Annotated in this window: 19 protein-coding genes; 14 read left to right on the top strand and 5 right to left on the bottom strand. The window is 37.8% G+C overall.

The window, feature by feature from the left end:
* Position 1: 1 nt before the first annotated feature.
* The 10 genes from AADH04_RS10010 to AADH04_RS10055 all read left to right on the top strand — a co-directional run bounded on the left by AADH04_RS10010 (position 2) and on the right by AADH04_RS10055 (position 13,515).
* Entirely contained in the window at positions 2 to 3,094 is a 3,093-nt protein-coding gene (locus AADH04_RS10010; protein WP_434777133.1) for a multidrug efflux RND transporter permease subunit, read from the top strand.
* Positions 3,091 to 4,500: an efflux transporter outer membrane subunit gene (locus AADH04_RS10015; RefSeq protein ID WP_434777134.1), complete on the top strand. Its 1,410-nt coding sequence runs from the start codon at positions 3,091 to 3,093 to the stop codon at positions 4,498 to 4,500. The genes AADH04_RS10010 and AADH04_RS10015 overlap by 4 nt, the downstream gene beginning before the upstream one ends.
* Positions 4,501 to 4,639: 139 nt before the next feature.
* Positions 4,640 to 5,860 (top strand): alanine racemase, encoded by a 1,221-nt coding sequence (alr, locus tag AADH04_RS10020; protein ID WP_434777135.1) that lies wholly within the window; start codon positions 4,640 to 4,642, stop codon positions 5,858 to 5,860.
* 148 nt (positions 5,861 to 6,008) lie between these two features.
* Positions 6,009 to 6,872: a co-chaperone DjlA gene (djlA, locus tag AADH04_RS10025; RefSeq protein WP_434777136.1), complete on the top strand. Its 864-nt coding sequence runs from the start codon at positions 6,009 to 6,011 to the stop codon at positions 6,870 to 6,872.
* Positions 6,873 to 6,933: 61 nt separating this feature from the next.
* A complete protein-coding gene (hemF, locus tag AADH04_RS10030; protein WP_434777137.1) occupies positions 6,934 to 7,851 on the top strand; it encodes an oxygen-dependent coproporphyrinogen oxidase in 918 nt (305 codons plus the stop codon).
* A gap of 152 nt (positions 7,852 to 8,003) precedes the next feature.
* Positions 8,004 to 8,930, top strand: coding sequence for a 1,4-dihydroxy-2-naphthoate polyprenyltransferase (locus AADH04_RS10035; RefSeq protein WP_434777138.1), 927 nt, complete (start codon positions 8,004 to 8,006; stop codon positions 8,928 to 8,930).
* Between the two features lie 69 nt (positions 8,931 to 8,999).
* Positions 9,000 to 10,475, top strand: coding sequence for a 4-hydroxy-3-polyprenylbenzoate decarboxylase (ubiD, locus tag AADH04_RS10040; RefSeq protein ID WP_434777139.1), 1,476 nt, complete (start codon positions 9,000 to 9,002; stop codon positions 10,473 to 10,475).
* A 151-nt stretch (positions 10,476 to 10,626) separates the two neighbouring features.
* Entirely contained in the window at positions 10,627 to 11,031 is a 405-nt protein-coding gene (locus AADH04_RS10045) for a lysozyme inhibitor LprI family protein (RefSeq protein ID WP_434777140.1), read from the top strand.
* Positions 11,032 to 11,058: 27 nt separating this feature from the next.
* A complete protein-coding gene (locus AADH04_RS10050; protein WP_434777141.1) occupies positions 11,059 to 12,954 on the top strand; it encodes a peptidoglycan-binding domain-containing protein in 1,896 nt (631 codons plus the stop codon).
* A gap of 87 nt (positions 12,955 to 13,041) precedes the next feature.
* On the top strand, positions 13,042 to 13,515 hold the full coding sequence (locus AADH04_RS10055; RefSeq protein WP_434777142.1) for a hypothetical protein: 474 nt from the start codon (positions 13,042 to 13,044) through the stop codon (positions 13,513 to 13,515).
* A 13-nt stretch (positions 13,516 to 13,528) separates the two neighbouring features.
* On the opposite strand, the gene AADH04_RS10060 is transcribed toward AADH04_RS10055, so the two are convergent.
* The 5 genes from AADH04_RS10060 to AADH04_RS10080 all read right to left on the bottom strand — a co-directional run bounded on the left by AADH04_RS10060 (position 13,529) and on the right by AADH04_RS10080 (position 18,883).
* Positions 13,529 to 14,272 carry a pseudouridine synthase gene (locus tag AADH04_RS10060; protein WP_434777143.1) on the bottom strand — a complete coding sequence of 248 codons (744 nt, stop codon included), beginning with the start codon at positions 14,270 to 14,272 and terminating at the stop codon, positions 13,529 to 13,531.
* Entirely contained in the window at positions 14,272 to 15,615 is a 1,344-nt protein-coding gene (locus AADH04_RS10065) for a deoxyguanosinetriphosphate triphosphohydrolase (protein WP_434779831.1), read from the bottom strand. Before AADH04_RS10065 ends, AADH04_RS10060 begins: the two co-directional genes overlap by 1 nt.
* A 156-nt stretch (positions 15,616 to 15,771) precedes the next feature.
* Entirely contained in the window at positions 15,772 to 16,485 is a 714-nt protein-coding gene (locus AADH04_RS10070) for an OmpA family protein (RefSeq protein WP_434777144.1), read from the bottom strand.
* A gap of 282 nt (positions 16,486 to 16,767) precedes the next feature.
* Positions 16,768 to 17,238 carry a DUF934 domain-containing protein gene (locus tag AADH04_RS10075; RefSeq protein WP_434777145.1) on the bottom strand — a complete coding sequence of 157 codons (471 nt, stop codon included), beginning with the start codon at positions 17,236 to 17,238 and terminating at the stop codon, positions 16,768 to 16,770.
* Positions 17,222 to 18,883: a nitrite/sulfite reductase gene (locus AADH04_RS10080; RefSeq protein WP_434777146.1), complete on the bottom strand. Its 1,662-nt coding sequence runs from the start codon at positions 18,881 to 18,883 to the stop codon at positions 17,222 to 17,224. The genes AADH04_RS10075 and AADH04_RS10080 overlap by 17 nt, the downstream gene beginning before the upstream one ends.
* Positions 18,884 to 19,081: 198 nt before the next feature.
* On the opposite strand from AADH04_RS10080, the gene AADH04_RS10085 reads away from it, so the two are divergent.
* From AADH04_RS10085 to tsf, 4 genes are all read left to right on the top strand, one after another.
* On the top strand, positions 19,082 to 20,017 hold the full coding sequence (locus AADH04_RS10085) for a CysB family HTH-type transcriptional regulator (RefSeq protein WP_434777147.1): 936 nt from the start codon (positions 19,082 to 19,084) through the stop codon (positions 20,015 to 20,017).
* A gap of 68 nt (positions 20,018 to 20,085) precedes the next feature.
* Positions 20,086 to 20,286, top strand: a complete 201-nt coding sequence (locus AADH04_RS10090; RefSeq protein ID WP_434777148.1) for a hypothetical protein — start codon at positions 20,086 to 20,088, stop codon at positions 20,284 to 20,286.
* A gap of 137 nt (positions 20,287 to 20,423) precedes the next feature.
* On the top strand, positions 20,424 to 21,164 hold the full coding sequence (rpsB, locus tag AADH04_RS10095) for a 30S ribosomal protein S2 (protein WP_434777149.1): 741 nt from the start codon (positions 20,424 to 20,426) through the stop codon (positions 21,162 to 21,164).
* An 81-nt stretch (positions 21,165 to 21,245) separates the two neighbouring features.
* Positions 21,246 to 22,115: a translation elongation factor Ts gene (gene tsf, locus AADH04_RS10100; RefSeq protein WP_434777150.1), complete on the top strand. Its 870-nt coding sequence runs from the start codon at positions 21,246 to 21,248 to the stop codon at positions 22,113 to 22,115.
* The last annotated feature ends 84 nt before the right edge of the window (positions 22,116 to 22,199 follow it).

The raw sequence follows: 22,199 nt of genomic DNA on the forward strand, positions 1-22,199 counted from the left end.
TATGGGGCTAATTGAGTTATTCATCCGACGCCCAGTTGCCACCGTTCTCTTGACTATTGGTGCAGTATTGGTTGGTGTGGTAGGCTTTAGCCTAATGCCTGTGGCTCCTTTACCTCAAGTTGATTACCCTACTATTTCTGTGTCCGCTTCTTTACCTGGGGCGAGTCCTGAAACCATGGCTTCCTCTGTAGCGACACCGTTAGAAAGAGCGTTAGGACGTATTGCGGGTGTCACAGAAATGACCTCCAGAAGTTCGAGAGGTTCTACTCAAATCACGTTGCAGTTCGATTTAGACAGAGACATCAATGGTGCTGCACGTGAAGTGCAAGCAGCAATTAATGCTTCTCGCAGTATGTTACCAAGTGGTATGCCGGGGAATCCTACTTATCGCAAAGTCAACCCTGCTGATATGCCTATTATGATTTTGGCTTTAACATCTAAAACCAAAATGCGTAGCCAAATGTATGATGCAGCATCGACTATATTGGCTCAGAAAATTGCTCAAATTAATGGTGTAGGCGATGTGACTGTTGGTGGTAGCTCTTTACCGGCTATTCGCGTGGATATTAATCCGTTACAACTGGCTAATTATGATGTGCCTTTAGAGTCGGTAAGGCAAGCCATTAATCAGGCAAATGCAAATAGACCCAAGGGGGCAATCAATAGCGAAGATAATCGTTACCAACTTATGGCTAATGATCAGGCAGATAAACCAGAAGATTATTTACCTTTAGTGATTCACTATCAAAATGGCGCGGCAGTAAGGTTGTCTGATGTGGCCACTGTATATGAGGGTGTAGAAGATATTCGTAATGGTGGTTCTTTTAATGGAGAACCTACTATTTTATTGATGATCTCTCGGCAACCGGGGGCGAATATTATTGAAACGGTAGAAAGTATTAAAGCTGCTATGCCTGCGTTACAAGCCTCTATTGATTCAGATATCGATATGAACATTATGTCAGATCGTTCTACAACGATTAGGGCATCATTAAGTGAAGTTGAGTTTACTTTAGTTTTATCCATTATATTGGTTATATTGGTTGTTTTGGCTTTTTTACAGGATTGGCGTGCTGCATTGATTCCATCCATTGCGGTACCAGTGTCATTAGTGAGCACTTTTGGTGCAATGTATTTATTGGGGTTTTCTTTAAATAATTTGTCCTTAATGGCCTTAACTGTTGCCACGGGTTTTGTGGTTGATGACGCCATTGTGGTATTAGAAAATATTATGCGTCACATTGAGGCAGGAGAAAAGCCATTTATTGCCGCCATTAATGGGGCAAAAGAAGTGGGCTTTACAGTTATGTCGATGAGTATTTCGTTGATTGCTGTGTTTTTACCTATTTTATTATTAGGCGGTTTGGTTGGGCGGTTGTTCCACGAGTTTGCTTTAACTTTATCTATTGCCATTCTTATTTCCTTGGTTGTGTCTTTAACGCTTACACCAATGCTGGCTGCTCGATTTGCCAGAGTAAAAAGGGTTGAAGATAAAGGGCAGAAAAAAAGTTGGTGCAACTTTACTTATCGATGGTTTTTGTCTTTAGAAGTGTTTTATACCGATACATTAAAATGGGCTTTGAATCATCGAAAATTAATGATGTTTTTGTTGATGGTGACGGTCATATCGAATATCGCTTTATATTCTGTGATTCAAAAAGGTTTTTTCCCTCAGCAAGATACAGGGGTTTTAATGGGGCGGGTTGATGCAGATAAAGCATCTTCATTTCAAGCATTAAATCAAAAAGTCACCGAGCTTGCGAAACTGGTTAAAGAGGATCCTGCGGTTCAATCTGTTGGTTCCAATGTGAGTGGTCGTGGTAGTGCGTTTTTGTATGTGAATTTAAAACCGTTATCTGAAAGAAAAGTAGATGCGATGACGGTGATCAACAGAATTTCGGCAAAAACCAATAAAATTGCGGGCTCTCAATTGTTTTTAATGCCAGCTCAAGATATTCGCGTTGGCGGCAGGCAAAGTAATTCTTTGTATCAATATGCAGTACAAGCTGATGATGTGAATGAATTAAGTGAATGGGAGCCAAAAATCAGGCAAGCATTGGCTGCTTTACCTGAGTTAACAGATGTGAGTACGGATTCAAAAGATGGGACTCCGCAAGTTGAATTGGTTTATGATCGAGATACGATTGCTCGCTTAGGTTTAACAGTTAGCCAAGTGGACAGTGCCTTAAATAATGCTTTTGGGCAAAGGCAGGTAGCGACTTTATATAAATCACTCAATCAATATCATGTGGTCATGGGCTTGGCTCCTGAATGGTTAGAAAGTGAAGAAGCGCTTAAAACCATCTACTTAAAAGGAAGTGATGGTACCCCAACGCCATTATCTGCTTTTTCTCATTGGGAATATGGCAATGCCCCCAATACCATTAATCATCAAGGACAGTTTGTTACCTCAACCATCTCATTTAATTTAGCAACAGGTGTCGCTTTATCTGATGCGTCTGCTGCTGTTGAAAAAGCTTTAGCCAGTATCGGTATGCCCACGACTTTGCATGGTAGTTTTCAAGGAACAGCAAAGGTTTTTGAAGCAACTTTTGCGACGATTCCTTGGTTAATTTTGGCAGCCATTTTAACTATTTATATCGTATTAGGTATATTGTATGAAAGCTTTATTCATCCTATTACCATTTTGTCTACTTTACCTTCAGCAGGTGTCGGTGCTTTTTTGGCATTGATGCTTTGTCATACAGAGTTTTCAATTATTGCATTAATTGGTGTGTTATTGTTAATTGGTATTGTGAAGAAAAATGCCATTATGATGATTGATTTTGCATTGGTTGCGGAGCGTGAGCAAGGGATGACACCAGAAGAAGCCATATATAAAGCGGCAATATTACGTTTTCGACCGATTATGATGACGACTTTAGCTGCGGCATTAGGTGCTTTACCTTTAGCATTGGGTAGTGGGGAAGGGGCTGAAATACGTGTGCCTTTGGGTATTTCTATCGTTGGTGGATTAATGCTTAGCCAATTATTGACTTTATATACAACGCCTATTGTTTATTTATATCTTGATCGCTTTCGCTTATGGTGTGCGTCAGTATATTCAGATACAAAAGTGAGGAAAATATCGTGACTTCGACACGTTTAACCGTATTGTTTTTGATTATTGCTGGTTTAAGTAGTGGTTGCATGGTAGGACCAAACTATCAGCGTCCTCAAATCGACATCCCTAACTCTTTTAAAGAAGCACCTACTGGTTGGAAAATGGCTGAACCAGCTGATGCAATTTATCGCGGACAATGGTGGCAAATTTGGCAAGATGACACATTAAATCAATTGGCCAGCCAAGTTGCTTCTGCTAACTTAACCATTGCTCAGGCCTTGGCTAATTATCGTCAAGCACAAGCACAGGTACAGTCTGCTCAGGCTGATTTTTTTCCTAACTTAAGCGCTAATACAGGCGCTTCACGTAATCAAAATAATTTAGGAACAACCAAAAAAGTATCTTTAGATGCCAGTTGGGAAATTGATTTTTGGGGGAAAACAGCAAGAAGTGTTGAGGCAGCAACCGCAGTAGCGGGCTCAGAAGAGGCTGCTTTGGCTGTGGCGCAATTATCACAAGAAGCACAATTGGTACAAAATTACTTTGCTTTACGTGTGCTGGATAAACGCAAACAGTTGGCTCAAGATACTGTTAATTTATATCAACGTACCTTTAAGATTACTGAAAATCAGTATAAAGTAGGCGTTGTTTCAAAATTAGATGTTATGAGTGCTCAAAGTCAGTTAAAGTCTGCTGAGGCTCAAGTGATTGATCTGGATTTGTCTCGTAAACAGTATGAGCATGCGATTGCGATTTTGATTGGTAAAGCGCCTGCACAATTTACCTTATCTGAAAATAAAGCCTGGCAACCTGTGTCAGTAACCATTCCAAATGCTCTACCCAGTAGCTTACTAGAAAGGCGTCCTGATATTGCACAAGCTGAACGTAATGTTATTGCTGCAAATGCTAAAATTGGTGTGGCAAAAGCAGCTTATTATCCATCTTTATCGTTGTCTGCTTCAGGTGGCTATAGTGCGACTCATTTGGCTGATTTATTTGATGTACCTTCTAGAGTTTGGGCAGTTGGTGCCAGCTTAGCTGAGGTATTATTTGATGGTGGCGCACGGACTGCTAGTGTAAAAGCAGCCCAAGCAGCCTATGATGGTTCGGTTGCAGGATACCGTTTAACAGTATTAACTGCATTACAAGAAGTAGAAGATAATTTAGCGGCTGTTCAGGCTTTAGCTCAAGAGCAAAAATTACATAAAGAAGCGTTAAATGCAGCCAGCATATCAGCAAAATTGGCATTAAATCAGTATAAAGCGGGAACCACAACTTTTGTGACTGTTGCTCAGGCTCAGACAAGCCAAAACAATGCTGAACAAACCGTATGGCAAACAATAGGTCAAGAGTTATCGTCTCAGACTTTATTGATTAAGGCTTTAGGCGGAGGTTGGTCACAAATAAGCCATTCAGGTAAATCGATTAATCAATAATTCGCGATTTTTGCAAATAAGCCATAAAAATTTGATCTTCTGTATCAAAAAGTTTTGGTTTTTATTTCTGATTCAAGTATGATATGGGTCTAAATTTTTCATGATTTTAGCAATTTCTTACTTTGCAAAGGGAATAAAAATGAATATAAAGCAAGCTGTATTGATGTTATCGATTGGAATGGTTGCTTATCCATCTTTGGCGGATGTTGTGATTCAACCTCCAGTAATGAAATCTATACAGCAACAGGCTCAAGAACATACTACATGGGTGGAAGTATCTCGTGGGGCTTTAATCAATAATATTAGAGAAGTACGAAAAGCATTAAACAGCACGCAATTGTGTGTTGATGTCAAAGCAGATGCTTATGGGCATGGAATTAAATTGATTATGCCAACATTATTGGGTGAGAATATAGATTGTATCGCTGTTGGCAGTAATCAAGAAGCACAGATTGCCAGAGCCAATCGTTTTTCTGGACAAATTATCCGTGCACGTTTTGCCACACCTGCGGAAATTAAGGAAGCGCGTCAATACAATATAGAAGAGTTGGTTGGTAACCTTGAAATTGCGTTATATATTGATCAATTAGCGTCTTTGGATAACAAGGTTGTGCCTGTCCACCTTGTCTTAAACTCAGGTGGATTAGGACAAAATGGTTTGGAATTAAATAGTGATTCAGGTCAAAAAGATGCTATTGCTATTTCTAAAATGCGTTATTTGAAAATAGTGGGTATCACAACAGATTATGCTATAAACAGTAAAGAAGAGGTCGAGAAAGGTTTTATTGAGTTTGGGAAACAAACAGGCTGGTTGTTTAAAAACACACAATTAGATCGCAATCAAATAAAATTACAGGCAGCTAATGATTTTGCAGCCCTAGCTGTACCTGATGCAAAGCTCGATAGCGCCAAAGTTGGCAGTGTGATTTATGGCAATACTTTTAATATGTTTCACCAATTTAAGAATGTCATGCAGTTTAAATCACAAGTAGCCGCAGTGAACCATTACCCATCAGGCAGTACCGTAGGAGAAGGCCATAGTGCGACGTTGAAAAGAGACTCTAAATTGGCTAATATTCCTGTTGGGTTTGCAGATGGTTACCGTAGTGTGTTTGGCAATAAAGCATATGTGTTTATTAATGGTCATCGTGTGCCTGTTATCGGTAAAGTGTCCATGAATACCCTTATGGCGGATGTAACTGATTTTCCTGATATCAAAACTTCAGATGATGTGGTTTTATTTGGTAATCAAGGGGCGCAGAGTATGACACAAACGGAAGCAGAACAAATTACTGATGCCTCTTTAGCAGAACTTTATACTGTATGGGGGCAATTAAATGAACGAGTTTTGGTTCAATAAATAAACATATCTGTATGAAAAAAGAGCTTTTATACTACGAATTTGAGTAGATAAAAGCTCTTAAAATTTGTGTAATTGAGTTTTTTGTTAAAAAGCTTGTTACAATTGAAAAATAAGGGGCTCATTTATTTTAAGGTAAATAAAAAACATGTTTGTTAAAGCATTTGTCTTTGCCGTATTGGCAGGGATTTTTTTTGAGAGTTATTTTGCTTTTATTGCCGTTTTCGGTATCATTTATTGTGCAGATCTCTTCTTTCCTTCATTGAGAGGAGATCAATCCGATCGCCCTCAAAACCCAGATTTATTTTTTCGAGTGACATTTGAAGTATTAGGTCATGTCAGTAAAGCAAAAGGTATTGTCACAAAGGATGATATTCATTTTGCAACTCAAACAATGGCTCAAATGAAGTTGGATGCACAAAGTCGGCAAGAAGCACAGCAGGCGTTTGAACGAGGAAAAAGCCCTTATTACCCATTAAATCAACGGTTAAATTTGCTGTACCAGTATTATCAACATGCGCCTTACTTATTACAGTTTTTTACTGAAGTACAAATTCGTGCTGCATGTAATGATGGTCAATTGGCACAAGGTGAAGCAGAAATTCTTTTTACCATTGCGCAAGAATTTAATATTTCTAGGCAAGCATTTGAGCGCTATGTTCATTCTATACAAGGTAGCACGCGCTTTTACAATCAATCTACTTACCAGCAACAAAATCATTATAATGGATCAGGTTCTCACCGTTATGGCCAAGATGAGCGTTATGATTCAAGCTCATCAGCGCAATATCAACAGGATTCTTTGCAGGATGCTTATGAAGTATTGGGTATTGATGAGAATGCAGATACAGCAAAAATAAAAAGAGCTTACCGTAAACTGATGCAAGAACACCACCCAGATAAATTGGCTTCAAAAGGTTTACCTGAAGAAATGATGGAATTGGCCAAACAACGTACACAAGAAATACATGCAGCTTATGATCTTATAAAAAAACACAAAGGATTCAAATAATCGCTTGTGCTACCCATTAATTTAATAATAAAAATATTTATTCATCAGAAGAAAGATTTTAGTGAACACACAGCAAAATATTGCCGCTATTAAGGCTTTTTTATTAACATTACAAAACGATATTTGCTCTGCTTTAGCTGATATTGATGGGCAAGTAAATTTTCAGTTTGATCAATGGCAAAGCCAATTGGGTGAAGGAAAAACCGGTATATTAAAAAATGGTGCTGTTTTTGAAAGCGCAGGTGTCAATTTTTCTCATGTACGTGGGCAGGCAATGCCTCAAAGCGCAACAGTACATCGTCCAGAATTAGCAGGTGCTCCTTTTGAAGCTATGGGTGTTTCTTTAGTGATTCATCCAAATAATCCATATGTTCCTACCAGCCATGCCAATGTGCGATTTTTTATTTCCTATCCAGAACATTCAGAACCTGTGTGGTGGTTTGGTGGTGGGTTTGATTTAACACCATTTTACCCATTTGAAGAGGATGTTATTTTTTGGCATCAAGCTGCATTTGATTTGTGCGCACCGTTTGGGGCAGATGTTTATCCACAGTATAAAAAGTGGTGTGATGATTATTTTTTCCTCAAACATCGGCAAGAGTGTAGAGGCATAGGGGGCTTATTTTTTGATGATTTGAATCATTGGGATTTTGATACTTGTTTTGCTTTTATTCAAGCTGTTGGTAATGGTTATTTAACTGCTTACTTACCTATTGTACAAAAAAGAAAAGATATCTCTTACTCTGAACAACAAAGGCAGTTTCAACTTTATCGCAGAGGCAGATATGTTGAGTTTAATCTAGTATGGGATAGAGGAACTCTATTTGGTTTACAGTCAGGTGGTCGTACTGAGTCTATTTTAATGTCAATGCCACCTTTGGTCCGTTTTGAATATGCTTATCAAACAGAACCTGATACCCCAGAATATCAATTAACAGATTATTATTTGAAACCAAAAGACTGGCTCAATTTAGTTTAATCAAGTTAAGCATTCTTTTATCAAAAAATGCCCTCTTTTAGCCGCTTTTGTGTTAACGCAAATAATCATGGTTAAAATGGTCTTTCTTGTAGCCTTGTTTTCTAAAAAAGGCGTATAGTATTGCTTATGGATCATAATGTTAGGTGTAAGACGTGGTAAATACAATAAAAAAAGAATCAATCACACACGCTTGGGTCAGCAGTTTACGACTGAAAACATTGCCTTTAGCTTGTTGTGGCATCATAACGGGTACTGCTTTAGTTATCGCTCAAGGGCTTAAAATGAATGGCTGGGTGTTTCTTTTTTCTTTATTAACAGCCGTATTATTACAATTGGTGTCTAATCTGGCCAATGACTATGGTGATATGCAAAAAGGCAGTGATACAGAGCAGCGGATTGGCCCAAAAAGAGGAATGCAATATGGTGTGATTTCCTCAGTTCAAATGAAATGGGCAATCATATTTGTTGGTTTCTTAAGCTTGGTTTCTGGGATTACATTGATAGTTTTAGCCTGCCGTACGTTAAGCGATGTATTGGCTTTTATTGTTTTGGGAGGAGTCTCTTTAATTGCAGCGATTACCTACACAGTTGGTAAAAAAGCTTATGGTTATTCAGGATTTGGCGACTTATCTGTCTTAACGTTTTTTGGCTATGTAGGTGTGATGGGTAGCTTTTATTTACAAACACACCATATTGGCCTTTATAGTTTTTTACCAGCAACAGCATGTGGGTTATTAGGTACATTGGTTTTAAATGTCAATAATATGCGGGATATACAGGAAGATGAACGTAATGGAAAACGTACTTTGGCTGTACGTTTAGGTTCTAAAAATGTACGTTATTATCATTTGTCTTTATTAATTGGCAGTTTTTCCTGTTTGGTATTGTTTGCCTCTCTTTATGCAGAAGGTAACCCCTATATTTGGTTATTTTTATTTGCTTTACCTTTATTTTATTTAAATGGTTACGCAGTATTGGTACATAAAGACCCCATTCAATTGCAAAAACAATTGGCTATGGCTGTGAAAATTAATGTGTGTACTTTGGCTTTATTTTCTATTGGGTTATTCTTAACATAGTAGAACCAATATATCTTATTCAAAATTAATGTAAAATAACCATCATTAAAAATAAGTGGTGGTTATTTTATGAAGTATGCAGATTTACGTGAATTCTTAAGTTTTTTAGAACAAGATAAATTACTTAAAAAAATACACACTCCTATTTCTCCTATACTGGAAATGACAGAGATCAGTGACAGAGTTTTGCGTAAGCAAGGCCCTGCATTGTTATTTACCCAGCCACAAACAGCAAATAAAGTCTATCAATACCCTGTCTTAACCAATTTGTTTGGTACCACAGAGCGAGTGGCCATGGGCATGGGTGCTACTTCGCTTGAAGAATTAAGGGAAATTGGCAAAACTTTAGCATATTTAAAAGAGCCAGAAGCCCCAAAAGGGGTAAAAGACGCTTTTAATAAATTTCCATTACTAAAAGCCTTATGGGATATGTCACCTCATATGGTAAAAAAAGCACCTTGCCAGCAAATTGTCATAGAAAAGGATGATGTTGATTTAACCAGCTTGCCCATCCAACATTGTTGGCCAGAAGATGTTGCTCCGCTTGTGACATGGGGGTTAACGGTCACCCGTGGCCCATCAAAAACACGACAAAACCTAGGTATCTACCGACAACAGTTGTTAGGTAAAAATAAGCTGATTATGCGTTGGTTAGCACATCGTGGTGGTGCCTTAGATTTTCAGGCACATAAAGCAGCTTTTCCTGCTCAACCCTTTCCTGTCTCTGTCGTATTAGGCTGTGATCCAGCAACCATTTTAGGTGCCGTCACACCCGTGCCAGACTCTTTATCTGAATATCAATTTGCTGGCCTTTTGAGAGGGCAAAGGACTGAACTGACAAAATGTATTGGCAATGATTTACAGATTCCTTCAAAAGCTGAAATTGTCTTAGAAGGTGTGATTTATCCAGATGAGGTGGCTTTAGAAGGTCCATATGGAGATCACACAGGTTACTATAATGAGCAAGATTATTTTCCTGTGTTTACTGTTGAACGAATCACGATGAGAGAAAATGCTATTTATCATAGTACCTATACAGGAAAACCACCAGATGAACCTTCTGTTTTAGGTGTTGCTTTAAATGAAGTGTTTGTGCCTATTTTACAAAAACAGTTTTCAGAAATTATTGATTTTTATTTGCCACCAGAAGGCTGTTCTTATCGAATGGCGATTGTCAGTATTAAAAAACAATATACTGGGCATGCCAAACGCGTCATGATGGGTATTTGGAGTTTTTTGCGTCAATTTATGTATACCAAGTTTATTGTGGTTGTGGATGATGATGTTAATATCCGAGACTGGAATGAGGTTATTTGGGCCATTACGACCCGTATGGATCCAGTGCGGGATACCGTATTGATTGATCACACACCTATTGATTATTTGGATTTTGCTAGCCCAGTATCTGGTCTAGGCGGTAAAATGGGCTTGGATGCCACAAATAAATGGCCAGGAGAAACCCAGCGTGAGTGGGGAAGAATCATTAAAAAAGATCAAGATATTGTTCATAAAATAGATAAAATTTGGCAAGAATTAGGCCTTTAGCCTTATAAATTTGACATAGGTTTAAAAACACAACATATTTTTATTATTATAATAAAAATATGTTGTGTTAATTTTATATTTAGCTTATTATTTGAAAATAATGTTAGGGGTATTTTTTCAATTAATCATTTACATAATAAAAGGAATGATTATGAAGATGAGAATATTTATTCTTATGTTTTTATTAGTGAGTTCTTCACAAGGGGTATTCGCTAAAGGAATACAACAATCATATAAACAATGTATTGATGCAACACAGGGGGTACATCCTTCAATAATGAATTGTATTGATGCAGAGGCAGAGTTTCAGGATCAACGTTTAAATAAAGCCTATAAACGGCTGATGTCAATATTGACTAAATCGGAACAGAAAAATTTATTGACAGCTCAAAGGCAATGGATTGCTTTATCTAGTACAGATAAAAGCTTGATGTTGGCAATATATGGTGAAGGTGATGCAGCAAGGATGATCGCGGAAGAAGTATATTTAAAGGCTTTGGCACAAAGAGCTGATCAGTTAGAAGAATGGGTTGATGCATTAAAATTATATCGTTAATTAATTATTTAGTATTTGGAGATTTATATGGCAAACGAGTGGAAGTTAGGACAAACCTCTGAAAAATTTGAATCGGGGGGTAGAGGTCCTGGAATGATTTCAAGTGGTAAAGGTGACCATGGTGGTATATCTTATGGAATATATCAATTGTCATCTAGTCAGGGCAGCTTGCAAGAATTTATTAGTAAAAGCAAATATAAAGATGATTTTGCTGGTTTAACTGTAAACAGTCAATCATTTCAAGCTAAATGGAAAGAAATTGCGGCCAAAGATCCTAAAGGGTTTGCTGAGGCGCAACATCAACATACTAAAGATAATTTTTATAATGTGCAACTCAATAAATTAAGCAACATGGGGATTAACTTTAAAGAACGTGGTCCCGCAGTACAAGATATGGTATGGAGTACTTCTGTACAGTTTGGTGGCAATACCAATTTAATAAAAAATGCTTTAGATAAGGTTGATGTTGATAGTTTAACCGACCGTCAGATTGTTGAACGTGTACAAAATTATAAAAGGGATCGTAATGAAAGTTTATTTAGGAGTTCAAGTGCTGATGTTCGGGCTGGCACATTAAAGCGGGCAGAAGCAGAAAAGAATGCTTTGGTGCGACTGGCAGAAAATAAAGATATTACATTAGAAAAAAATTCTGACACTCCAGAACTAAATCAACCAAAGTTAGCATTATTGAAGAGTGGTAGTCGTGGAGATGATGTTAAGCAACTACAAACTCAATTAAATGCTTTAGGCTACAAAATTGGTCAAGATGGTATTTTTGGTCAAGAAACAGAAAAAGCTATTCGAGATTTTCAGCAAAAAAATGGCTTGGGAGTCGATGGGAAAGTAGGTCCTAATACTTATGGTAAATTAGAAGAGCAGCTTCAAAATAAACCAGAATTAGTACAGCAAAATAAAGATGCAGTAGATAAAGACAGTCAAGCGTTTAGTTCTGCATATGATAAAACCCTTCAATTCGATGCAGTAACCTATAAAATGGGTGGTAAAGATCCAGCCAAAGGCAGTATCGATTGTTCAGGTTGGGTGACATATTTACAAAATAATAGCATGGATGATATCAATAAACTGTTAGGGCAGGAAGTTTTTACCCAGAAAGACAGATTTAATCCGATCATGGAAGGTGCCTCAGAAACCATCAAACGAGCCTCAGAGCAAAGTGGTATATTGATTGAAGGCAAACAGATTACCCGAGATATTTTAAAAGAAGGCATGGTCATCGGTGAAGATAATGGAGACAAGGGGTTTGACCGAGGGCGTTTTAGAGGTATTGATCACATTACAATGGTTGTTAGAGATCCAAAAAGCGGCGACTTAATGATCAGCCAATCGAGTAGTGGCAAAGGTGTTCATTTAAAATCAGTTGATGATTATTTATCTCAGAAACAAAAAGGGGGCACAAAATTATTTTTAACTGATCCTCTTGCAAAGGCAAGAGACTTGTTGGTAGAAAAAAGTAAAGAGCAAAATATTGATCAGAAAGCCGAAAAAGCACAACCAGAGAAAGCCGAGAAAGAAAAAATTCAATCTCCTGAGCATCAAAAAGTTCTTGATCTGGTTAAAAAGGCAGTGACTGATCTTTATGATAAGAATAAATTGCCTCATGCTGATAAATTAGATAATGTATGCTGTGCCTTAGCAAAAGAAGGTATCGCTAAAAAAATGACTGGTGTAGATTATGCAATGGAGAAAAAAGGGGATATCAGCCTTTTACATACGCCAAAAGGTAAAATGACACCTATGCATGCAACAGTTAATATTGAAGCAGCAGCAAATACGCCAATAAGCGTTTCCATTAGTGCGATTAATAATATGGTTAAGATTAGTATTGATAGCATGGAGGAGCAAAACAAACAGATTCAACAACAGGAGCTAACTCAACAACCTGCGCGTTCAATGGGCATGTAATCGTGATACAGTAATAAAGTACCCTGACCAAATAGTTGGTTAGGGTATAATTTATTTAATTTCAATTATTAGAATAGTCAGATTTGTATGAAAAAAACAATTATCCTATTATTTTCATTATTATTAAGTGCCAATGGTTACGCACAAAGTTTCATTGATCCTGGACAAACGCAGTTACTCATTAAAGAGTTTCAAAAATTATCTAACTCAGGAGAAATTCATAATGTGGATAAACTTAAATCTTTTTTAAGTAAATACCGTTTTGAGTGTGATAAGCGTATGGGGATAGGTGACTATAGCTTATTAAAAAATGAGCAAGAATGCAGTGTATATCAACAAAATGGTGAAGATTATTCTGCTACACCCATTATGCTTTTAGGGTTGATTGATCAAAAAATTGTTATTTACAGTACAGATCAAGAACAATTGATTCGAGTATCAAAATGGAACTGCTCTGATTCACAAGTGAGGTTACCAATTTGTACCAGTAATACAGCAAATAAAAAACTAAAACAGCGTTGGTACCAACGTTGGGATCAAGCATTAAAAGCAGCAGGTTAAAATTTTTTGTGCATTAAAATGTTTCATTAGCAGCTAAATAACGCCATTTACCTTGTGGTAAAGCACCAAGCTTGATTTTTCCAATACGGATACGTTTGAGCCCAACTACTTGTAAACCGACAAGTTCGCACATGCGGCGAATTTGTCGCTTTTTTCCTTCCTTTAAGGTAAAACGCAATTGATCCTGATTTTGCCATATTACGTGGGCAGGTTGCAGTGCTTTACCATCTAAACTTAAACCATGGTTTAATAAAGCTAAACCTCCATCAATAATATTGCCTTTTACCCTGACCAGATATTCTTTATCTATGTTAGAGGTTTCACCAATAATATGTTTGGCAATCCGACCGTCTTGCGTTAATACTAAAAGGCCTGTTGAATCAATATCCAATCGCCCAGCTGGCGCTAATCCTGAGAGCTGTTTGGTGGAAAAATGAGTTCTACTATTATCTTCTGTCCAATGGTTTTGTTCGGTGATTAAGCTGATTGCAGGCTTGTAGTCATGTTCTGCCTGTGCACTGACATAGCCAACAGGTTTATTTAACAAAATGGTCACACGTGCAGCTTGTTGTTCATGGACTTGTTTTTCAAGATCAATTCGATCGGTTAAAGATACTTTTTGACCTAAAATGGCTATTTGTCCATTTATTTTGACCCAGCCTTTTTCTATATAGCTGTCCGCTTCTCTTCTGGAACAAAGACCAAGTTGTGCCATTCTTTTGGAAAGCCTCATTGGTTCAGTTATATTTTCATCCATTAAATGATTCCTACCCCTGATAGTTCTCTGGCCATTTTCGCCGCAGTATTGTCTGTCATCGCGCCTATAAAGTCTAAAACCTTCATATAAGCATTATATAATGTATCATCCTGTTCAATAGGTGTTTCTTTCAGTAATTCTAGTGCAAGTTGTAAGCGAGCGGGAATAGGTTCGTTTCTGACTTTCATGAAAACGGCAGGAATTAATAAATCCAGTATCGTGGCAATGCAAGGGTAGGCCGCAATTTCTGTAACCAGTTTGTCCCTATGACGATAAATTTTGTTATAGGCCAGCTCTTTTGCCGCAGCTAAGGTATTGCTCACTTGAGCATTACATACACTCAGTAAATCTTTAACAGGCAGGTTTCCATTTAAAAGGCTGTCGTGATGCATCATAAATTTTTGAGCCACTTCTTCAATACATTTGCCAATAGCAATACCACGCAGCATGGCACATCTTTGTTTGCTTCCTTTGGCCTGCCAAGTTCTTTCTGTAAAATCAATTTGCGATAAAATATTTTCCAATTCTTTTTCTTCTAATAAACCGATTTCAACAGCATCTTCTAAGTCAAGAATGGCATAACAAATATCGTCCGCTGCTTCCATTAAGTAAGATAATGGGTGCCGTGCCCAATGGTTTTCAGTTTGTTGTTCAGGTAGACCTAATTCTTTAGCAATATGTTGAATAAAAGGCAATTCTGTTTGGTAAATACTGAATTTTTTTGTTCCTAAAGGATGAGAACTGGTCCAAGGATATTTTAATAAAGTGCCTATTGTTGCTGCGCTTAAACGCATTCCCCCTTGATTTTGATACATCTCCAAATTGGCAACCATGCGTAGGCTATGGGCATTACCTTCATATGTTTGAATATCCGCTTTTTGTGTGTTTGTTAAACCTTCTAAGAATATTTGATGAGTAGGTTGTGTAAACCAGTCACGTAATGCATCTTCCCCTGTATGCCCAAAAGGAGGATTACCTAAATCATGAGCAAGACAGGCAACTTGTACAACTTGGCCTATATCAAGAGGTGTATGGTGCTTAGGCAAAAAACCACCATTTAAAAGCATCACACCAACACGATTACCTAAGCTTCTTCCTACACTGGCAACTTCTACACTATGTGTCAGTCTATTATGTATATGGTCATGTTGTGCTAAAGGATGTACTTGAGTTTTACGGCCTAAACGGCGAAAGGCACTGGAAAAGACAATTCGATCGTAATCAATTAAAAAATCAGAACGAAGGGCTTCTTTACCTTCTTCACTGGATGGGGTTTGTGTTTTATAAACCTGATTTTGATTGGCTGCAAAACGTTGGGTACTTAAGAGCTGTGTCCATTGCATCATAATAAAGAGTGATTTTAAATTAATTGTTTTAATAATTAGATTTTAGAGGCATTACATAATTGGGTCAAACAATGAATGATTATTTGGCATCATAAGAAAAGCCCTCTAAATTTAGAGGGCTTCTAAAAACATCATAGGGTAGATGTTTATGAATTATTTGCCGCCTTCAACACGAACGCGTCTTTCTTTTTCAACAACGCCTTCAAATACGATGTTTACACGACGATCAGGTTCGATACAAGCGATTAAAGCTTGACGTTTTTTCGCAGCAGATACGCGACCAAGTTTAGCAACTTGTTGTTCACATTGAGCAGTCATACGAGCTTCACGTTTACCACGGCCTTCAGCATATACTTTGCTTTCAGGAATACCATTGTTTACTAGGAAGCTGCGTACAGTGTTTGCACGACGTAGAGATAAAGCGTCATTGTATTTGTCAGAACCGATAGAGTCAGTATGACCAATTACAGTCACTTTAGTGATGTTCACATCAGCAGCTTTTTCTACGTAAGGACGTAAATGTTCGCTGGCTTGTGGACGTAAAGTAGATTTGTCAAAACCAAATAACACAGCAGCAGGGATAGAGAATTCTTCTCTAGAAGTCTCAGTTGTGTATCTAGGTTGTTCTACAACAGCTGCAGTAGCATCACCACACTCAACTGCGCCTTGAGTGGCTTTGTCAAAGTATGTTGTTCTCCAGCATTCACCGTAGTTATTACGAGAAATGTTGTTAGTAGGTTGGTCAGCTGTATAGCCTGGACGGTCAGCCAAGCCTTTGGTTGCTGTTGTGTCGTAAAGATCTTCTGCAAAAGCAGTAGAAGCCAACAATGCAACAAGCAAAGCGCTTAGTTTTAGCTGTTTGGTCATGTTATTTCCTCTTGTAATAAAAAATTATGTGATAAACACACAAATTATGCGATAAACACACAGATAGCTCAAAACTTAAGGCTGCCACATAATATAAGTCAACCTATAGCATCTGGATATATTAGTACGCACTATAGAAATGTGACGCAATACTGTCAACTGATTTTGCCACAAAACTCTCAAAATGATGCGAAAAATGAGTTAACTCTATTTTGCCTAAACAAAAATTAGCTGTCACTTATCCGCAACAAAAAACAACAAAAACTCTCGCTTCTGTGAACATTACGCGACACGGCTAATCGGTGCAGTCGATGCGGTTGTTTGTTTTAAAAGCATTTGTACTCGTTCTGAATCTTTATTGCTGTCTAATTCAAATGTATCAAATCCACACTGCATTAGCAAAAATATCTGTTCTTCAGAGTAGTTTTTGCTGGCGCAAATGGGACCTTCGTAATTGTACCTTTTGCGCAACAAATTAGCCAGAGAAAATCCTTGTCCGCTTGTCATCGTATCAAACATAATTTTAATAGCAATAGGCATGTTTTGAAGTTGATGTTTAATTTCATACCAATTATCTTGAACGGAAAGAATCATACCTGTTTGTGATTTGTGTTCTGGCGAAAAGGCAATCCATTGTATAAAAGGATAAAAATCCCCTGCAACAATGATGTGCTCTGTTGGTTCTGTGGTTTCTTCCAAATGGTCTATGCCAAATATAACTGGCTTATCATGTATATCAATGTAAGTTGGCATAAACTTGCTCCTTAAAGTAAGGAATACCTAATCTAGCAACGCTGTCGACAAATAGCTCTCCTTCTTCTCTTTGTGCCAGATAAATACCCAGAATTTTGTCAATGATATTGGGTACTTCATCTTGTGAAACACTGGGACCTATGACTTTTCCTATATTGGCATTAAAACCTTGTTTGCCTCCTAAAGTAATTTGGAAAAAATCTTGTCCGTTTTTGTCGACTCCTAAAATACCAATATGACCAATATGATGATGAGCACAAGCATTGATACAGCCAGAAATATTCAGTTCAATTGGACCTAAATCATATAAAAAGTCGATATGATCAAATTTTTCCATAATTGCTTGTGCCACTGGTAATGATTTGGCATTGGCCAAGGAACAAAAGTCGCCGCCAGGACAAGCAATAATGTCGGTTAGAAATTTAATATTCGGTGTGGCTAATAGGGCTTTATTCAGTTCTACCCATAAAGTATATAAATCATTAATGGCGACGTTGGGTAGGACCAAGTTTTGTTCATGGGCAACACGAATTTCTCCAAAGCTAAAGGTATCAGCCAGTTTGGCTATTGCTCTCATTTCCTCGCCCGTTGCATCGCCTGGTGCTTTTCCCACTCTTTTTAGCGAAATCATGACTGCGCGATAGTTTGGATGTCTGTGTGCTTTGACATTGTGTTTGAGCCAACGAAGAAACTCTGGTTGATCTTTATGTTTATCTTTTAACTGTTCAATATCTTGTTGTGGTGTTGACTGTAATTCAGGGTAGGTAAATCGTCCTTTCATTGCTTCAATTTCTGTTTGAGTCAGTTTAAGGTGGCTGTCTTTAATCTCAAGCCATTCTTCTTCTACCAGTTTGGCAAAGCTTTGGGCTGTAAGTGCTTTAACCAGAATTTTTATTCGTGCTTTATATTTATTGTCGCGGCGGCCTAATAGGTTATATATCCTTAGAACAGCATCGATGTAACTGAGTAAATCTGCCTCTGCTAGATTGTGTCGTATTTTTTCACCCAGCATAGGGGTACGTCCAAGGCCACCACCTACATAGACATCAAATACAATTTGACCTTGTTCATCTTTTTTAATATGTAATCCAATATCATGTACCAAAATTGCGGCTCTATCTTCTTGACTTGCACAAACCGCAATTTTGAATTTTCTAGGTAGGTAAGCAAACTCAGGATGTGCACTACTGTATTGACGAATAATTTCACAATAAGGGCTCGGATCCAGCACCTCGTCTGCGGCAACACCCGCTAAAGCATCTGTTGTGGTGTTTCTTACACAATTGCCTGAAGTTTGAATAGCATGCATTTGTACTTTTGCTAACAATGCTAAAATTTCAGGTACTTTTTCTAGCTTGGGCCAGTTAAATTGAATGTTTTGTCGAGTAGTAAAATGCCCATAATTTTTATCATAATGTTGAGCAATATCTGCTAATGTATATAATTGTGTTGATGATAAATGACCATAGGGAATGGCGACTCTTAACATAGGTGCATGGCGTTGAATATACAGTCCGTTCATTAAGCGTAATGGTCTGAACTCGTCTTCTGTCAACTTGCCTTCTAAATAACGTTGGGTTTGGATGCCAAACTCAGCAACTCTTTGATCAACATGTGTTTGGTCTGCTTCTGTATAACAGTACATGATTCTTCCTTAGTTTTTGTGTATGCTCTTTTTTTAATTAAATTTTTATTGTTATGATTTTAAAAGTTTTTACTTGATTATCAACAAAATTTTTATTTTGATGCAGAATAACTATACTCTTTTTTTATAAAATCAAATAGAATAACATGTTCATAAGTAATTATTTTTTGTTATAAGTTGAATAAGGTCTTGCTTATCATGAAGCTTCAGCAATTGCGTTATATATTAGAGGTAGCCAAACATAATTTAAATATTTCAGAGGCAGCCGAAACATTATTTACTTCTCAACCTGGGATTTCAAAGCAAATTCGCCTTTTAGAAGAAGAGCTTGGTGTGTTGATTTTTATTCGTAATGGTAAACGGATTGTTTCTATTTCGGAACCAGGTAAAGCAGTATTGCGTATTGCTGGTGAGATGATGAGGAACGCACAAAATATTAAGAAAATTGGCGATAATTTTGCCAATACAGACAGTGGTTCTTTAAGCATTGCAACTACTCATACGCAGGCTCGTTATGTGTTGCCAAAAGTTGTGTCAGAGTTTTTAAAGGCATATCCCAAAGTGCATTTAACGATCAAGCAAGGTTCTCCTGCTGAAGCCTGTGAAATGGCTATGGCTGGAGAGGTTGATTTTGCTATAGCAACTGAAGATTTAAATGAATATAAAGAATTAGCGATGTTGCCTTGTTATGACTGGAACCGAAGCGTTATTGTGCCAGATGGCCATCCACTATTGTTAAAAAAAGATTTATTGACGTTAAAAGACATTGCTTCTTACCCACTCATTACATATGAATTCGCTTTTTTGCCCAGTTCAACTATTTATCAGGCTTTTCAACAAGAAGGGCTGACCCCCAGTGTAGCGTTGTCCGCAGTGGATACCGATGTGATTAAAACTTATGTCCGTCTGGGTTTGGGGGTTGGGTTGTTGGCAACAATGGCTTATGAACCAGATCGAGATGATGGGATTAAGTTGATTAATACAGAGCATTTGTTCCATCCTTCTACAACAAAAGTAGCATTACGTTATGATTGTTATTTAAGAGGGTATGCATATCATTTTATACAATTATTTGCGCCTACTCTAACGCGAGAAAAGGTTGAGTCTGTACTTTATGCTCCTTCAGATGAATGAAAAAATTTGTATGATTATTTGGCACAAAGCATAAAAGTATATAGAGAGCTATAGATAGAAGGTGTTAAATGTATATTGTTATAATTGCATACTTGTATGTGGCGATGATGATTTGTCTTGTTCAGGATTCTTTAGCTAGAGGGCTGATTTATTTTGTATGCTTAGTGTGTGTGCCTTTGACAATCACAATATGGATTCTGGGTAAAAAAAGACGCAATAGAATAAATAAACGTCTACAGAAGGATCAAAGCTTAAATGATATTGAATAAATAAGTATTTTGCTTTATAATCCAAAAGTTTCTCAGACGAGGAATATTTTTTAATAACGCTCACGCCGCTGCCAAAAGGGTGCCTAAAAAGGTTCTATGCAGTGCGCGCTAGGCTTAACCCTTTAAGGATTTTGTTTATGTCAACACAAGTTACTATGCGTCAAATGTTGGAAGCAGGTGTGCATTTTGGTCACCAAACACGTTTTTGGAGTCCAAAAATGGCTCAATATATCTTTGGTGCGCGCAATAAAATTCATATCATTAACTTAGAAAAAACCCTACCCATGTTCTTGGAAGCTCAAGAAGTGGTGCGTCGCTTAGCTGCAAATAAAGGTACCGTTTTATTCGTTGGTACCAAACGTCAAGCACGTGACATCATTAAAGAAGAAGCAGCCCGTGCGGGTATGCCTTATGTAGACCATCGTTGGTTAGGTGGTATGTTGACTAACTATAAAACAGTGAAACAGTCAATTAAACGTCTAGAAGAAAAAGAAGCTGCATTAGCAAATGCAACTGAAGGTGGTTACAGCAAAAAAGAAGTTTTGGATATGGAACGTGAAGTGGCTCGTTTAGAGCGTTCATTGGGTGGTATCCGTAATATGAAGGGTATCCCTGACGCTATTTTTGTTATTGATACAGGTTACCAAAAAGGCACGATTGTTGAAGCAAATAAATTAGGTATTCCTGTTATTGCTGTTGTCGATACAAACAATGCACCTGATGGTGTGAAATATGTGATTCCAGGTAATGATGATTCAGCTAAGGCTATTCGTTTGTATGCTCGTGGTATTGCTGATGCCGTTTTAGAAGGTAAAGCACAATCATTGCAAGAGTTGGCTAAGGCAGTGGGTACTGAAGAAACCACAGCAGCAGAGTAAATTTAAGTCTAATAAAAAGGGGCTTAAGCCCCTTTTTTATAACACGAATACCATTAATATAGAATTTTAGGAGTTCATTTCATGGCAGAAATTACAGCAAAAATGGTTGCACAGTTACGTGCAGCAACAGGTTTAGGTATGATGGAGTGCAAAAAAGCCTTGGTTGAAGCAGAAGGCAATATGGAAAAAGCAGAAGAGCTTTTACGTATTAAGTCTGGTGCAAAAGCAGGTAAGTTAGCTGGCCGTACTGCTGCAGAAGGCGTCATTGCACACTTAGTTGAAGGTAATGTTGCTGTATTGGTTGAAGTAAACTGTGAAACAGACTTTGTGGCAAAAGATGAAAGCTTCTTGGCTTTTGCTAATGCAGCTGCTCAAGCAGTGGCCAGTGCTAATCCAGACAGTATTGAAGCTTTGGGTGACGTAAAAGTAGGTGACCAGACTGTAGAAGAGATGCGCAAAGCCGTGATTGCAAAATTAGGCGAAAATATTTCTGTACGTCGCTTTGATCGTGTTCAAACAGACCAAAATATCGCCGCTTATATGCATGGTGCGAAAATTGGTGTGTTGGTTGACTATGTTGGCGGTGACGAGCAATTGGGTCGTGATATTGCTATGCATATTGCAGCAGTTCGTCCAACTTGCGTATCAAAAGATCAGGTTGATGCCGAAACAATTGAAAAAGAGCGTCGTATTTATACTGAGCAAGCTTCTCAATCAGGTAAACCTGCAGATATTATTGCTAAAATGGTAGAAGGACGTGTGAATAAGTTCTTGGCGGAAGTCACATTATTAGGTCAAGCGTTTGTTAAAAATCCCGATGTAACCATTGAGCAATTATTAAAAGAAAAAGGCGCAACTGTTCGTGCTTTCTCAGTATTCCAAGTTGGCGAAGGTATTGAGAAGAAAGTGGTTGATTATGCCGCTGAAGTAGCTGCTGCTGCGAAAGTTTAATTGAAGTAATCATAAAAATGGCACTCTATATATAGAGTGCCATTTTTACAAGTGCTCTTACCTAAAAGGGTGTCAGTGCTAAAG

The organism is Neisseria sp. Ec49-e6-T10 (assembly GCF_051132615.1).
GTDB lineage: Bacteria > Pseudomonadota > Gammaproteobacteria > Burkholderiales > Neisseriaceae.